Here is a 15456-nt window from a genome sequence, read left to right on the forward strand (position 1 = left end):
GAGCCATCAGTACCCCGCGGCGTATCCGTCTTTCCTGCTCTCGGACGCCCCGTAGTACACGCCGTCCTTGCGCATGATGGCCTGGTAGCCGCCGTACATGCCGTAGGCGTGGGTCACCTTGTGGCCGCGCCGCATCAGCTCGCGGATCGTCTCGGCCGGATACCCCGCTTCGAGGTTCAGCTCGCCGACGTTGGGCACGTGTCCGCTGCGCGGGAACGAGCCGACGTGGTAGATGCGCGGCGCGTCGCCGGCCTCCTGCAGGTTCATCCCGAAGTCGATCAGGTTGAGCAGCACCTGCACGTGGCCCTGCGGCTGCATGTCGCCGCCCATCAGGCCGAAGCTCAGGTACGGCTCGTCGTTGCGCGTCACCATCGCAGGGATGATGGTGTGGAACGGCCGCTTGCCAGGCGCGTAGCCGTTGGGGTGATCCTCGCGCAGCTCGAACCACATGCCGCGGTTGTGCAGCGCGAAGCCGGTGCCCGCCGCCACTTCCATCGACCCGAACGACAGCGAGTTGCTCTGGATGAGCGACACCATCATGCCGTCCTTGTCGGCGACGGTGAGGTACACGGTGTGGCTGTCGACGGGGAAGCCCGAGTCGTACACGCCGGCGACGTCCGGCTTCACGAGGGCGCGCCGCTGCGCCGCGTACTCCTTCGTGAGCAGCTTCTCGACCGGCACCTTCATCGAGCCCGGCTCGGCGTACACCGCGGCCAGGTCCTCGAAGGCGAGCTTCTTGGCCTCGGTGAACCAGTGCACGTGGTCGGCGCTGCCGAAGCCGGCCTTCGCCAGGTCGACGCCCTCGAGCACGTTCAGCATCTCCAGCACGGCGCTGCCCTGCGTGTTGGGGGGCATCTCCCATACGCGGTGGCCGCGGTAGGTGGTGCTCACCGGCGTCACCCAGTCGGACGTATGGGCGGCGAAGTCCTCGACCGACAGGAAGCCGCCCTGCGCCTGGATGTGCGTGGCGATGGCCTTGGCGATCTGCCCCTTGTAGTAGGCGTCGCGGCCGCCCTTGGCGATCAGTTCCAGGCTGGTGGCCAGATCCGGGTTGCGGAAGATCGCGCCCTTGGCCGGGAACTGGCCGCCCGGCATGTAGAGCGCGCGCAGGTTGGCGAAGCTGCCAGCCGGCGTGGCTGGAAGGCGCTGGCTGAGGCGCAGGCGTGAATCGTCCGAGATGTCGGGCGCGACGGGAATGCCCTCGCGCGCGTAGGCAATCGTCGGCGCCAGCAGTTGCGCCATCGGCGTGCGGCCGAACCGCGCGTGCAGCATGAACCAGCCGTCGACGCAGCCGGGCACGCTGACCGCCAGCGGGCCGTTGGCCGGGATCTGCGACAGCCCGCGCCGTTTGAGTTCGGCAAGCGTCATCCCGCGTGCCGAGCGGCCCGAGGAGTTGAGCCCGTACGGCTGGCGCGTCTTCGGGTCCCAGACCATCGCGAACAGGTCGCCGCCGATGCCGCTGTTGCCGGGATCTCCGAGGCCCAGGAAGGCGTTGGCGGCGATGGCGGCGTCCACGGCGTTGCCGCCGGACTTCAGCACGTCGAGCGCGATCTGCGTGGCGAAGGGATGGCTGGTGGCCACCATGCCGTGCCGCGCGATCACCTCCGAGCGCGACGCGAACGGGCGCCCCGAGAGCCGGTCCTGCGCGACCATCGTGGCGCCACACGCCACGGCCACGGCTGCCGCGACGATGGCGCGGGCGAATCGGGACGGAGCCGTCATGCCTGCGTTCCCGCGACGATCTGCAGGTGCGCGACGTGGTGCCGCCCGTGCCACGCATACATCTGCACCAGCTTGTCGAGGGTCATCGGGCCGCGCTCGGGGTGGACGATCTCCCGTGCGAAGGCCTCGTCGGGCAACGCCTCGAGCAGCGTCGCCCAGCGCTGGTGCAGGGCCTCCACCAGCGCCAGCGACGGCTCGATCGGGGTGAGCGCCGCGTCGGGCAGTTCGGCCCAGGCCTTCTCGTCGTAGGCCTTCAGGTCGGGGCGGTCCTCGGTGAGCAGCCACCGCGTTCTGACGTACGCGTTGACGTGGCTGTCGGCGACGTGGTGGATCACCTGCCGGGCCGTCCAGCCGCCCTCGCGGTACGGCGTGGCGAGTTGCGCCTCGCTCAGGGAGGCGGCGGCCGCTCGCAGGGTCTGCGGGAACTGCCGGATCGTGGAGATGGCGTCGCGGCGTACCGACGTGTCGCCGCTCTCGTCGAAGACGAAGCGGCCTACCGGGTAGCGAAGAGCATCGGACATGGAGGGAAGTTTAACGTTTAACGTTTGACGTTTGACGTTTGGACTAGCGCCCGCACCTCCCGCCTCCCCAGTCCCGCCTCCCCACTCCCGCCTCCCGACTCCCGACTCCCGACTCCCGACTCCCGCCTCCGGTCCCGCTACCTGTTCACGAACGCCATGCCGTCGGGCGTGTACCGTTCGCCGGCCACCGTGCCCTTGGGGCTGATCGACTCCAGGCGCGACAGGTCGGCGTCGTCGAGGCGCAGGTCGCCGGCGGCGAGGTTCTCCTCGAGGCGCGCGATGCTGCGGGTGCCCGGGATGGGCACCATGTCGTCGCCCTGGGCCAGCACCCAGGCGAGCGCGAGCTGCGCGGGCGTGCAGCCCTTGTCCTGGGCCATCACCGCGACGGCGTCGACCAGGGCCAGGTTCTTCGCGAAGTTGGCGCCCTGGAATCGGGGCGAGCGGCGGCGGAAATCGTCCTCGGCCAGGTCCTCGAAGCGGCGGATCGCGCCGGTGAGGAAGCCGCGCCCGAGCGGGCTGTACGGCACGAGGGTGATGCCCAGTTCCCGGCACGTCGGGATCACGTCGTCCTCGATGTCGCGGCTCCACAGCGAGTACTCCGACTGCAGGGCCGCGATCGGGTGGACGGCGTGGGCCCGGCGAATGGTCTGCGCGCCGGCCTCCGACAGGCCGAGGAATCGCACCTTGCCGGCCTTCACGAGATCGGCCATTGCACCGACGGTCTCCTCGATCGGCGTGTCGGGGTCCACGCGGTGCTGGTAGTACAGGTCGATGTGATCCACGCCGAGACGCTGCAGGCTGCCGTCGCAGCTCGCCTTGACGTACTCGGGGGTGCCGCGGATGCTGCGCTTCGACGGGTCGGCGAGATCGCGGACGATGCCGAACTTGGTGGCCAGGAGCACGCGGTCGCGGAAGGGCCGCAGCGCGCGGCCCACCAGTTGCTCGTTGGTGTACGGCCCGTACATGTCGGCGGTGTCGAAGAGCGTCACGCCGAGCTCGACGGCGCGCACCAGCGTCGCGATCGACTGGGCGTCGTCGCGCGGGCCGTAGAAGTCGGACATGCCCATGCAGCCGAGGCCGAGGGCCGAGACGGGGATCTTCGCGGGACCGAGCGCGCGCTGGGGGATGGTCATGACCCATTCTGGCGCGAAAGCGGGAGGGCTCTCGCAGTCGGATCACGGATGAGCGTGTGTCACGCCGTGCGGCCGCCCCGGGTACGGCCAACGGTCCACCACGACGTGGCCGGCTGGGTGATCGATCACCGCCACGCCAGGCGCCGTGCCGCCCTCGTACGCGGCGAACGTGTAGCGCCCGTTCGGCGCCGTCCATTGGTGAGCGCCGAGCGTCGTGAGCTCGTCCGGTCTGCCGAGCGTGACGAGCGTGTGCTCGAACGTCTCGGTGTTCACGACCGCGAGTCGCGCCGGCGTGGTGCGCAGTCCCACCGTCAGCAGCTTCTCGTTGGCAGAGAGGCGAAGCGTGTCGGGCAGACCGACCTCGAGTCTGTCCTCGTACCCGTAGGGCTGCGTGAGGTCGATCACGGCGATGCGGTTGGCCGTGCGGCGACTGACGTACGCGATCCTCTCGTCGTGCGTGATGGCGAGCTCGTGTGCCCCCGGAACCGCCAGTCGCCAGAGGACCGTGCCCGTGAACGGATCCATCGCGATGACCTCGCTGGTGGCGTCACTGGTCAGATAGATCGTGCGCCCGCTGTTGGAGAAGACGGCGGCATGCACGCGGGCGGTGGAAGCGTCCGGGTCGACGTCCCACGTGCCGATCAGCATGTCGGCGTGCGTGTCGATGATCGCGACCTTGTCGGTGCCGTACAGGCCGACTGCCACCAGGGTGCCACCCGGACTGGCGTGGACGTGGTGTGGGCGGATGCCGCCAGGAGGGATGATCCGCGTGAGCGTCTCGCCCGTGTCCTCGTCCACGACGACCACGGCCGGGCTGGCCCCGAACTCCTCCGCGACATAGAGCTTGCCGTTGGCGTACGCCAGGTCGCCCGGTTGCGAGTTGGTGGCCATGGGAACCGTCCGCACCACCGCGCCGGTGGCTGCGTCGAAGCCGCGGATGCTGTGGGCGCCCCGGTTGGCCACCCAGATGGTGCCGGCAGTGCCCGGCCAGGTGCTGGCGGCCGGCAGGGTGACCACGCCCCAGCAGGCCAGGCCCATCGTTGCCCCGAGGGTCGTGTAGACACGAATCGAGTGACGCATCGCTCCTCCTGTCGCATCGCGGCGAGGCGCGCCGCGCGCCGCCGGCCTGCGGGTAGCCGATCCCCGTGCCAGGCGGACGGGCGTGGCCGGGTGCCGTGGTGGGTTAGGCCTGACCCTACGCGACCGGCGCGCGCGATGCGATGCACGCGTGGTGAAACGATGGTGACCCGGGTGAACTTCGCGTGAACTGGCCCGCGTGGCCCCGGCGATGGGCCCGCCGTGAACTCATCCGCGCGGTGTTTGACCCCTCCCAGGGGCACGCCTACACTGGGCGCACACAGCAGGACACATGGACACCCGGGCGACGAAGGCTCGCCTCCGCTTCGGTCCATTCGAGCTCGACACTGCGGCAGGTGAACTCCACCGCGGGCGCGAGCGCGTTCGGCTCCAGGAGCACCCGCGCCAGGTGCTCGAGGCGCTGCTCGAACGGCCGGGCGAGGTGGTCTCACGCACGGCGCTGCGCGAGCGGTTGTGGAGCCAGGACACGTTCGTCGACTTCGAGCACGGGCTCAACACCGCGATCAAGAAGCTGCGGCAGGCGCTCGGCGACTCGGCAGACGCGCCCGAGTTCGTCGAGACGCTTGCCAGGCGTGGCTACCGCTTCATCGCGCCCGTGCAGCGGGTCGTGTCGCCGCCAGGCGCCGATGTGCCGGTACCGACGGAGCTGTCGCACGCTGCCGGGCTCGCGGCCGCCACCACGCGGCGGCACGCCTGGCTGCGGGACCACGCGTGGTGGACCCTCGCCGCAGCGGTTCTACTCGTCGCGGCGATGACCGCCGCGGTCCGCTTCGTCATGCCTCACGGCGATGCGTCCGCAGCAGCGGCAGCGCCGGTCACCTCGTCGGTCGAGCTCGCGGTGCTGCCGCTGCGCGTGCTGCCCTCGCCCGAGCCGGGCGACATCTCCTACATGGGCGTCGGCATCGCGGAAGCGATCACCACACGGCTCGCCAACGTGCGGCAGCTCAGGGTGCGGCCCATTTCTGCCGTGCTGCCGTTTCGCGACGGCCCACTGGAGCCAGCTCGCATCGCAGCCGCCCTCCGCGTCGGGCACCTGCTCGTCGGCACCATCCAGCCGCTGGCCGGCACTTGGCGCGTGAGCGTTCAACTGGTCGAGGCCGACGGGGTCGCCGTCTGGGGGCGCAGTTACGACGAGCCCCGCACGGACCTGCTGCACGTGCAGGATGCGATTGCCGAGCAGGTGGTGCACGCGCTCCGCGTGGAGCTGTCGCCGCCCGAGGTCGCGCGGTTGCACGTGCGATACACGCGCGACCCCGTGGCGTACGACCTCTACCTGCGCGGCCGTGCGCGCCTGGTCGACTACTCGGAAGACCACATGCGGGAGGCGCTGGACCTGTTCGAACAGGCGCTTGCGCGCGATCCCGGCTACGCGCTGGCACGTGCTGCGCTGGCGACGGGGCTCGCCTGGTTCAGCGTGCGGTACGCCTACGAGGAAGAGGCCAACGCCTGGGGCGCCCGTGCGGAGCGCGAGGGACAACAGGCCCTGAGCCAGGACCCGAGCCTGGCCGACGCGCACCTCGCGCTGGCAAACGCGGCCGGCACCCTCTATGGCCGGTTCGACTGGGGTGCCGTCCTGTCGCACACCAGCCGCGCCCTGGCGCTCGACCCCTCCCTCGATCTCGCGCATGTGGTCCGCATGCGCGCCTTCTACCACCTGGGGCGACTCGACGAGGCGCGAGCGGAAGCGGCGCGGGTTCGCACCCTGAACCCGTTCCCCAACCTGGAGACCGCCCGCATCACGATCGCCGTGCATCTGGCCGCCGGGGAGTTCGAGCAGACGGCCACGCTCGCCTCTCAGGTCCTCGGCCAGACACGGACCGACGTGCCCGCGATTCGGCAGTACCTCGCGATGGCCCGCTACTACACCGGGCATGTCGAGGAGGCGCGCGCGATGCTCTCGGGGATCCGCCGCGGCGGCCATCCGGATGTCCGCGCGCAGGCCTCACTCGCCTCCATCGAGGCCGCCAGCGGGCGGCGTGCGGAGGCCCGCAGGCGCATCGGCGCAATCCTGCGGACTGGCTACATGGACCACCACGTGGCGTACAGCCTTGCGGCGGCGTATGCCCAACTCCGTGATCCGCAGGCGAGCGTGACGTGGCTGACCCGTGCTGCCGACAGCGGATTCCCGTGCGTGCCGTACATCGAGCACGACACGCTGTTCGCGCCGGTGCGCGACGTCCCCGCCTTCAGGGCGCTGCTGCGTGACTTGCGCGCGCGTGCCGAGCAGGCGCCCGCCTCCCGACCCCCGCTCGAGCCGTTGCCGCAGCCGGCTCGGTCCGCGCGTGACGAATCAGTCACCGCCGCGCGCGGCAGGTAATCGCCCGACCCGTGTCTGGCCCCGTCGGCCTCTCGCCGCCAGGACCGGCCGCACGACGTCGGCAAGCCGCGCCACGAGGCAGTCTGTAGCCGTCGGACCCGTCGGCCGGGCGAGCCGCCCGTGAGCACGGCTCCGGAACCGCGGGCGCCGGGCTCGCGTCAAAGGCCGACAGTCACGCATCGACCCACTGATGGCCGCACCCGCGCAGTCCCTCGACGAGCAGCGGCGCGAGTTCGCGTCGCGGCGGTTCCTCGCCATGCCGCTGGCCGGCACCGTCGCGTGGCTGGTGGTCGCCGCAGGCGGCGTGTTCGCGCCGCGTGCCGCCTGGCTCGTGCTGTTCATCGCGACCGGCTCGATCGCCTATCTCGGTATCGGCCTGTCGAAACTCACCGGCGAGGATTTTCTCGACAGGTCGCGGCCGAAGAACGCCTTCGACGCCCTGTTCTTCCACACCGTGGGGATGTCGCTGCTGGTGTACGGCATCGCGATTCCGTTCTTCATGGTGGAGCACTCGTCGCTGCCGCTCTCGGTCGGCATCCTGAGCGGGCTGATGTGGCTGCCGGTGTCGTGGTTGCTCCAGCACTGGGTGGGCTACTTCCACGCGGGTGCACGCACGCTCCTGCTCGTCGCCGCGCACTACCTGTTCCCCGGTCAGCGCTTCATCGTGTTGCCGCTCGTCATCGTCGCCGTCTACGCCGTGACGATTGTCGCCCTCGAGCAACGCTGGCGAGCCCTCCGCAATGTGAAATTGGACATGTGAAATGCTCGGGCGAGGGCCTTCGGCCACTCGCGGCCTGGCATGTGAGGGCGAGGAGAAGTACTCCATGGCCAGCGGCAGTGTCCGTGAGTATCCTGGCGCGGCATGACCGAGCAGCGCGCGCGTTACGGTTGGGAGTCTGACTTCCCCGGGTTCTCCGCGTCCGATCCCAAGGCGATCCGAGACAGGTTGCAATCGTTCGTGCGGGATGCCTCGCCCGAACAGCTGCGCGCGTGGACGGACTCGATTCCGCCACTCCAGCGTGAGGTCGGTGAGGTCCTGCTCAGGGATCAGCTGGCGGGGAAGTACTCGGCCATCCTCGAGTATGAGCTCCCGCTCGAGTCGCGTCGGCCAGACGTGGTCCTGCTCGTGGGCGACGGCGTGCTGGTCATCGAACTGAAGGGCAAGGAGCAACCGTCACAGGCAGACATCGACCAGGCTGCGGCGTACGCCCGCGATCTGAAGTGCTACCACCGTGAATGCTGGGAGCGCGAAGTCGTACCCGTGCTCGTGCCAACGAGAGCGCGTGGCTACGTCGGGCAGGAGGGCCACGTGCACGTGGCCGGCCCCGATGCCGTGGATTGGCTGGTCGAGCAACTGTCGGCGCGGGCGGTGCGGGGCGACGTGCTGTCTCGCGAGCGCTTCCTCGACGAGGACGCCTACTGCCCGCTCCCGACCCTCATCGAGGCGGCACGCGAGCTGTTCGAGTCACGAACGCTGCGCCGCATCCACAGGGCGCACGCGGACACTGCGCCCGCGCTCGACGCGATCAGCGAGATCATCCACCACGCGGCCGCCACCGGCACGCGCCACCTGGTGCTGCTCACCGGAGTGCCTGGCGCCGGCAAGACACTCGTGGGGCTGCAAACCGCGCACGCGCGATTCCTCGACGATCTTGCCGTATCGCGGGGCGGAGGTCGTCCGGCGTCGCCAGCCGTGTTCCTCAGTGGGAACGGCCCCCTTGTCGAGGTCCTCCAGTACGAGTTTCGTTCGTCTGGCGGCGGCGGCAAGACCTTCGTGCGCGGCGTCAAGGACTACGTCAAGACGTACTCGCGCAGGCCTGACCTCGTGCCTCCCGAGCACATCCTCATCTTCGACGAAGCGCAGCGTGCCTTTGATGCGGAGATGGTCGCGGCCAAGCATCCCGACCAGCATGGACCGGCCAGGTCCGAGCCCGAGCACTTCATCGATTTTGCGGATCGGGTGAAGGGGTGGTGTGTGGTCCTGGGGCTGATTGGCACAGGCCAGGAGATTCACGTGGGCGAGGAGGGCGGCCTCGGGCAGTGGCGCATCGCTGTGGAGGGTTCGAGGCTTGCCAACCAGTGGACCGTCCATGCGCCACTGGCTGTAGCGGAGGTCTTCGAGGGGGCCTTCGTGCCACTTCGCGTCCATCCCGCACTCAACCTCGACACCAGCCTTCGTCAACACCAGGCGTCTGAACTTCACGCCTTCGTACGACGCCTTCTCGAGGCGGCCGCTGCGGAAGAACTGCGTCCCGAAGCCGCGGCACTCGAGCATGTGGGATTCAACTTCCGGATCACGCGGTCACTGGAGGTCGCCAAGGCCTACATGCGGGAGCGCTATGGCGACGACAGGGACGCGCGCTTCGGCGTGCTGGCATCCTCCCGTGATCGCGACCTGGTGAAGTTCGGCGTGATGAACGACTTTCAGTCGACCAAGCGCGTACGCGTAGGCCCCTGGTATGGCGATGCGGAGGACGCGTACGCGAGTCGCAGTTGCCGGTTGATGGAAGAGTGCGTCACGGAGTTTGCGGCACAGGGGCTGGAACTCGACGCCACATTGCTGGCATGGGGCTCGGACCTGCGACTGGTCGATGGCGCCTGGTCCAACTCGCTCGCGTCGAAGTACCAGCGTCGCGGCATGGTCAAGGACGCCATGCAGCTGCGCCTGAACTCCTACCGGGTCTTGTTGACGCGCGGTCGTGATGCATGCGCGATCTTCGTCCCGCCGCTGGAGTGCCTCGACGAGACATGGCAGTACTTTGTCGACATCGGGTTTACGGTGCTGTGAGGGCCGGGGTGGCCCGCACCGAACGAAGTCGATGGCGACCGGCGCTCCTGCCGTCTTCCTGAAGCATGCGGCCGCCCAAAAGCGGACTGCGGGGGGCGGCTCGCCGCTGCCCCCCAGCCCGCCGGTCTCCATTCCCGGTATCGCGGCATTCTCACCGCACCTCGACCACCAGCGGAGCGCCGAGGTACGCGGCGTAGCGCTCCGCTGCCGCCACGCTCTCGCTCGCCTCCGCCTCGTCAGGGCGCTCGATCCATTGCACGTCGACGGTCACGGGTCCGCCGCGACGTGTCGGAAGCGCTCGTCGCCACGTGCCCGCGTGCACGCCCTCGTGCACCACCGGCTGCATCAGCAGCGCCGACTGCGCCAGCGACGTGACAGGCGTCGACGGGTGCAGCAGCACCGTGCGGTCGCGATACGCGACCACGTACTCGTCGTAGTTCGGCAGCAGGTGCACGGCGTCGTCGCCGCCAGCCGGTCGCGGCCGGCTGCGCGCCGGCGCCTGTGGACCCGCCGCCACCCACCACGTGATCCCGTCCTCGTTCCACCGCGTCAACGCGTCGCCTGCGGCCTCCAGTCCCGCGCGCACGTCCTGTATCGTCAGCCCCGACCACCACGCGGCGTCGCGTGCGGTCACCGGGCCGTGACTGGCCACGTAGCGCTGCATCAACGCCGCCAGGGCCTCGTCGCGGCTGCGCGCGGGGGAGGCGGGCACCCGCGCATCCACGAGGGCATGGGTGAACTGCTTGCCGCGGCGCGGCCCGCTGCAGATCACGCCCTCGAGCTCGGCGTGCATCAGCAGGTGAGGCAGGCGCTGGCCGTCGGGCGGGATGCCGGCGACCCCGAGGGCCTCGGCGAGCTCCTGCCGCGTCAGGGAGACGCCGCCCGCCAGGGCCTTCGCCAATGCCCGTTCCGCGGCCGCGCGCGTCCGCGCGTCGAGCCCCAGTTCGGCGTATCGGGCGGCGTTGGCCGCGTGGACGCGGGGGGCCGTGAGCGCCAGCATCCACCGCAGGTCCTCGGGCGCCACGAAGTGCCAGGTCGGACGCAGCACGTGCGTGCGGATGAAGGCGCCCTCGTCGAAGGCCGCGAGCAACGCCGCTTCCGTGGTCGGCGCGGCGAGGCGCTGGGCCAGCGCCCAGAGTGCGCCCGCGAAGTCCTGCGCCTGGACGGCGCCGAACCAGCGAACGACCTGGTCGGGGCGTGCCGGCCTGGTGCGACCCGTCAGGAAGTGGTGACGCAAGCGTTCCGGCAGGATCATGAGCGGCTCCAGGCGGCACGGCGGGCAATCGCCATACACTAGCGCCTTCCCATGGCACAGCCGCGCAGGACCTTTCTCGAGTACGCCGCCATGCTGCCGCTCGCGGGCCGGTCGAGCCTGCTTGCCGTCCCGGCGGCGGCCACTGCGCCACCGATCAGGCGGGTGGGTGGCGCGCGCCTCAAGCCGGCCGTCAATGCCTACTCGTTCCTCGAGCTGCTCAACGCCAACGCCAGGGATCCGCGCCAGGGCCTCGACCTGTTCGGCGTGTGCGACTTCTGCGCCGAGCTGGGCAGTGACGCGGTCGACCTGACGGGCTACTTCTTCCCCGGCTATCCGGCCTCGCCCGCCGACGACTATCTGCGGCGGCTCAAGCGCCACACGTTCGACTGCGGCCTGGCGATCAGCGGCACGGGCGTGCGCAACGACTTCACGGCGGCCGACCCGGGCGTGCGCGCCGAAGGCGTGGCGCGCATCAGGACGTGGATCGAGGTGGCGGCAAGGCTCGGGGCTCCGACCGTGCGCGCGTTCGCCGACGCGCAGCCGCCCTTCCGCACCTGGCAGCAGGCGTCGGGCGACGCGAGCCGGGACACCGTCGAGCGCTGGATGGCCGACGCGCTGCGCGAATGCGCCGAGCACGGCCGGCGGTTCGGGGTGATCGTCGCCGTGCAGAACCACGGCGACTTCATCAGCACGGGCCCGCAGCACCTGTCCCTGCTCGACCGCGTCGACCACGAGTGGTGCGCCGCCCTGGTCGACACCGGCAAGTACCTCACCGACGACCCGTACGCCGACATCGCCCTGGTGGCGCCGTACGCCGTGAACTGGCAGGTGAAGGAGACGCTGGACAGTAGCACGGCGTCGCCGCGGCTCGATGTGCCGCGCCTGGTCGGCATCATCAGGCGTGCCGGCTACCGGGGGTACGTGCCGATCGAGACGCTGTCGATGCGGCGGAAGGACTACGACCCGCGCGCTGAGGTCACGCGGCTGTTCGGCGAGCTCCGCGACGCGATCGCCACGCCGCGCTGAAGGCCTGGCCCACTTGCCGGCCCGCCCCCGGTATCTCCGGCCTTGCAGCTTGCGGCACGACGAGCAAACGAGAAGGGGCGCGCCCGTGATGAGCGCGCCCGTTGCCACGTCGGCCGTGCCGAGACAGCCGACCCGACCTCCCGGTTCTCGGCGCCCGGTGCCCGGCGCCCGGTGCCCGGTGCCCGGTCCCTATCGCTGCGTCACTGGCCGCGCCGCCGCGGTCCCCGGCGTCCCTGCCGGCGGCATGCCAGGCGTGCCCTGCCCGGCCGGGCGCGCCTTCGGCATCGGCTTGCGGGGGAAGAGCGCGTCGCGGTTGGCGGCCTGGTAGGCGAACGACGCGACGACGATCGCGTTCTGCATCAGGTCGGCCGGCACGGCACGCTCGTAGAGGTCGAGGTTCGTGTGGTGCGTCCGGCTCGAGTACTCGAGCGGATCCTGGATGAACTGGAAGCCGGGCAGCCCCACCGAGTCGAATGCGAGGTGATCGGTGCCGCTCGTGTTGCGGATGGTGAGCGACTGGAGTCCGAGGTTGTGGAACGGCTTCATCCACGCCTCGAACACGGGTGCCGCCGCCTCGTTGCCCTGCAGGTACACGCCGCGGAAGGCGCCGCCGCCGTTGTCCATGTTCAGGTACACCGACAGCTTGCCGTGCTCCGGCTTCGGCTTCATGTCGGTCGGGTCGGCGAAGTGCTCCTTCACGTAGGCGCGCGATCCGAGCAGGCCCTGCTCCTCGCCGGTCCACAGCGCCATGCGGATGGTGCGACGCGGCTTGAGGCCGGAGGCCTGCAGGATGCGCATCGCCTCCATCATCACCGCGGAGCTCACCGCGTTGTCGGTCGCGCCCGTGCCCGTGTGCCACGAGTCGAAGTGCGCGCCGATCATCACGATCTCGTCGGCCTTGTCGGTGCCGGGCAGCTCCGCGATGATGTTGTGGCTGTCGAGCGTCGTGTCCACGAAGCGGTTGCGGACGTTCATCGTGAGCTTCACCGGCAGCTTCTTGTCGAGCACGCGCATCAGCCGGCCGTAGTGCTCGGCCGCGAGCACCACCTGCGGCAGCGGCGCCTGGCCGTCCACGGTGCGGTCACCTTCGCCGGGCGCCGGGCCCTGCGCGATCACCGTGCCGTTGTCGCCGCGCATGCCCGACGACATCTCCACCACCGCGAGCACGCCCTCTTCCTTGTAGAAGGCCATCCGCTTCTTGCGCAGCGCCGCCGGGGCGCCGAAGTTCATGCCGGCCGGGAACCGCGGGCGCGCCCCGAACTGCTCCTGCGAGAGTTCGTCGAGCCCGCTCTGGGTGTATCGACGGGTCGGCGACTCGAAGTACGCGGCGATGTCGCGCAGCGGCGACACGAGCACGAACTTGCCCTTCAACGTGCCCTTGTACCTGGCGAAGTCCTCCTCCTTGTCGATCGTCACGGCCACGGCCTCGCCGCTGACCTCGCCATCGGTGCCGGGCGTCCAGGCCTTCGGGTAGGCGAGCATCACGAACGGCTGCGGCGCGTCCATGCGCACCGACGTGTGCTCGTTCACCCAGCCGCGCCCGAACGGACCCCACTTCTCGGTGTGGACATTGGCCAGGCCCCAGGCCTTGAGCTGCTGCTGCGCCCACTCGGACGCCTGGTACATCAGGGGCGAATTGGTCAGCCGCGGACCGTTGACGTCGGTCAGGTAGCTCAGCGTCTCCATCACCTTGGAGTTGCTGGTGCCCTCCTGCTTGATGCGGGTGAGCGCGTCGAGGTCGGCCTGGTCGCGCGTCTGCGCGGCCGCGGGGGCGGCGAGCAGTCCGGCGATCAGGGTCGCGCCGACGAGGGCGCGGCGCGCGTGGCGAGGGGAGGACAGTCGAAGCATCTCTTCAGCTCCTTGAATCGGGCAGGCACGCCGGACGGGGCCGACCGCGCCAAACGATCAGTTTAGCCTGTCGTCCCGTGCCCCGCCGACGGCTGCGGGAAGGTGGGAATTCGCGGATCGACTTCGTGACCCCGCAGACCGGCACCTATGTGCTGGTCGTCGGCGACTACACCGACACGACGGTCGGCTGCTATCGGTATCAGGTCCTGATTCAGTGAGGAAGGCGGGGGCGGTAGCCGCCCCGAGACGGGGCAGAGAGCCGGCCAGCGCCGGCCCTGCCCTTCGACGTCAGTTGCCGGTGGCGGCGGCCGGCTTGCTCGTCGGGACGACGGCCTGGGCGAGACGGCCCAGGGGGCGGTCCGGCGAGCCGGCGAAGCGGTAGGCCTGACGGTCGCGGTGCGCGATGTAGGCCGCAAGGGCGCCGGCCGGGATCGGCTGTCCCGGGGGCAGCTTGCGATGCTCGTCGAGCGGGTTGACGTGCACGCCGCCCTTGAGGAGCTCGTAGTGGAGGTGCGGACCGGTCGACAGGCCCGTCGATCCGACGTAGCCGATGAGCTCGCCCTGCGACACCCGCATGCCGGCCCGCAGGCCCGGCGCGATGCGCGAGAAGTGCAGGTAGCGCGTCTCGTAGCCGTTGTCGTGCTTGATGTAGACCGAGTTGCCACCGCCGCCCGTCCAGCCGGCCCGGACGACCGTGCCGCTGGCCACCGAGAGCACCGGGGCGCCGCTCGGGGCGCCGTAATCCACGCCGCGGTGGGCCCGGGCGGTCTTGAGGACCGGGTGCACGCGACGGAACGAGAAGCCCGACGTCACGCGCGGCTCGAACTTCAGCGGCGTCTTGAGGAAGAAGCGGCGCATCGACCGGCCGTCGCGGTCGTAGTAGTCGGCCTTCTGGCCGGGGATCTCGTACCGGAAGGCCTCGAAGCTGCGGCCGCCGGTCGTGAACCGGGCGGCGAGGATGTCGCCGTAGCCGCCGAACTCGCCCTCGCGGACGACCTTCTCGAACAGGATCTCGAACGAGTCGCCCGGCTGCAGTTCGTTGCCGAAGTCGACCTCGCCCTCGAAGATCTTGGCGAACTCGAGCGCCAGGCCGATGCTCTCGCCGGCGGCGTTCACCGCCCCGATGAGCGACGGGGTCTCCCTCGAGATCTCGCCACGAATCGACATCAGTGCCTTGTGCTTCTCGTAGGGCACCACCTGCACGTCGTACTCGGGCAGGGCGTCGGGCGCGGCCTTCTCGTCGCCGCCGACCACCTTCAGGAACTTGTCGGCGTCGATCTGGTAGGTGAACTCGCGAATCGCGCCGTCGAGCCCGACCTGCAGGCGATACGGCCGGTCGGCGCGGAGACGGCGGAGGTCGAACCGCTTCTTCGCGGTCTCGACGAAGTGGTTGACGATGTCGTCGCTGACCTGGTGGGCGCGCAGCAGGCTGGCCAGCGTGGCGTTCCGGGGCACGCGGGCCTCGATCAGCCGGGTGGCCTGCTCATGCACCTGCACCGCCGCCAGCGCCGTGGCCGACGCCTGGGGCGCCGGTTGCTGCGAACAGCCGGCCGTGAGCACGGCGACCGTCAAGGCGAAGGAGAAGGAGCGGGTCGTCATTCCGGGCCGTCAGGATACAAACTTTTGAACAACCCCGCTACGAAATTTTGTTCGGTTGCCGATTGTGTATCGTTTCCACCCCCCACAACTGTGATCCAGCGCGCAATTCGACATTTGAAATTGGAAATGCCAGAGGCTCGGGCCCTGGC

Annotated in this window: 11 protein-coding genes; 4 read left to right on the forward strand and 7 right to left on the reverse strand. The window is 70.0% G+C overall.

The features are described from left to right. Window positions 1-6: 6 nt before the first annotated feature. The 4 genes from ggt to TBR22_RS02260 form a co-directional block, all read right to left on the reverse strand. Window positions 7-1722, reverse strand: coding sequence for a gamma-glutamyltransferase (gene ggt / locus TBR22_RS02245; protein ID WP_239491328.1), 1716 nt, complete (start codon window positions 1720-1722; stop codon window positions 7-9). After that, the gene (locus TBR22_RS02250; RefSeq protein ID WP_239491329.1) at window positions 1719-2243 is read right to left on the reverse strand and encodes a YfiT family bacillithiol transferase; all 525 of its coding nucleotides are present in this window, start codon (window positions 2241-2243) and stop codon (window positions 1719-1721) included. Before TBR22_RS02250 ends, ggt begins: the two co-directional genes overlap by 4 nt. Before the next feature lie 137 nt (window positions 2244-2380). Then, window positions 2381-3370 (reverse strand): aldo/keto reductase, encoded by a 990-nt coding sequence (locus TBR22_RS02255; protein WP_370651564.1) that lies wholly within the window; start codon window positions 3368-3370, stop codon window positions 2381-2383. A 48-nt stretch (window positions 3371-3418) separates the two neighbouring features. Beyond that, window positions 3419-4456: a beta-propeller fold lactonase family protein gene (locus TBR22_RS02260; RefSeq protein ID WP_239491331.1), complete on the reverse strand. Its 1038-nt coding sequence runs from the start codon at window positions 4454-4456 to the stop codon at window positions 3419-3421. Window positions 4457-4745: 289 nt separating this feature from the next. On the opposite strand from TBR22_RS02260, the gene TBR22_RS02265 reads away from it, so the two are divergent. From TBR22_RS02265 to TBR22_RS02275, 3 genes are all read left to right on the forward strand, one after another. Beyond that, the gene (locus tag TBR22_RS02265; RefSeq protein WP_239491332.1) at window positions 4746-6791 is read left to right on the forward strand and encodes a winged helix-turn-helix domain-containing protein; all 2046 of its coding nucleotides are present in this window, start codon (window positions 4746-4748) and stop codon (window positions 6789-6791) included. Between the two features lie 190 nt (window positions 6792-6981). Next, window positions 6982-7551, forward strand: coding sequence for a hypothetical protein (locus TBR22_RS02270; RefSeq protein ID WP_239491333.1), 570 nt, complete (start codon window positions 6982-6984; stop codon window positions 7549-7551). Window positions 7552-7653: 102 nt separating this feature from the next. Then, window positions 7654-9579, forward strand: a complete 1926-nt coding sequence (locus TBR22_RS02275) for a DNA/RNA helicase domain-containing protein (protein ID WP_239491334.1) — start codon at window positions 7654-7656, stop codon at window positions 9577-9579. A 151-nt stretch (window positions 9580-9730) separates the two neighbouring features. On the opposite strand, the gene TBR22_RS02280 is transcribed toward TBR22_RS02275, so the two are convergent. Next, window positions 9731-10834 (reverse strand): winged helix DNA-binding domain-containing protein, encoded by a 1104-nt coding sequence (locus tag TBR22_RS02280; protein ID WP_239491335.1) that lies wholly within the window; start codon window positions 10832-10834, stop codon window positions 9731-9733. 51 nt (window positions 10835-10885) lie between these two features. On the opposite strand from TBR22_RS02280, the gene TBR22_RS02285 reads away from it, so the two are divergent. After that, window positions 10886-11860: a sugar phosphate isomerase/epimerase gene (locus tag TBR22_RS02285; RefSeq protein ID WP_239491336.1), complete on the forward strand. Its 975-nt coding sequence runs from the start codon at window positions 10886-10888 to the stop codon at window positions 11858-11860. 189 nt (window positions 11861-12049) lie between these two features. Here TBR22_RS02285 and TBR22_RS02290 read toward each other — a convergent pair whose 3' ends face one another. Continuing rightward, window positions 12050-13708 carry a M20/M25/M40 family metallo-hydrolase gene (locus TBR22_RS02290; protein ID WP_239491337.1) on the reverse strand — a complete coding sequence of 553 codons (1659 nt, stop codon included), beginning with the start codon at window positions 13706-13708 and terminating at the stop codon, window positions 12050-12052. Window positions 13709-13996: 288 nt separating this feature from the next. Next, entirely contained in the window at window positions 13997-15307 is a 1311-nt protein-coding gene (locus TBR22_RS02295; RefSeq protein WP_239491338.1) for a M23 family metallopeptidase, read from the reverse strand. Window positions 15308-15456: the final 149 nt, after the last annotated feature.

The organism is Luteitalea sp. TBR-22, assembly GCF_016865485.1.
Classification (GTDB): domain Bacteria; phylum Acidobacteriota; class Vicinamibacteria; order Vicinamibacterales; family Vicinamibacteraceae; genus Luteitalea.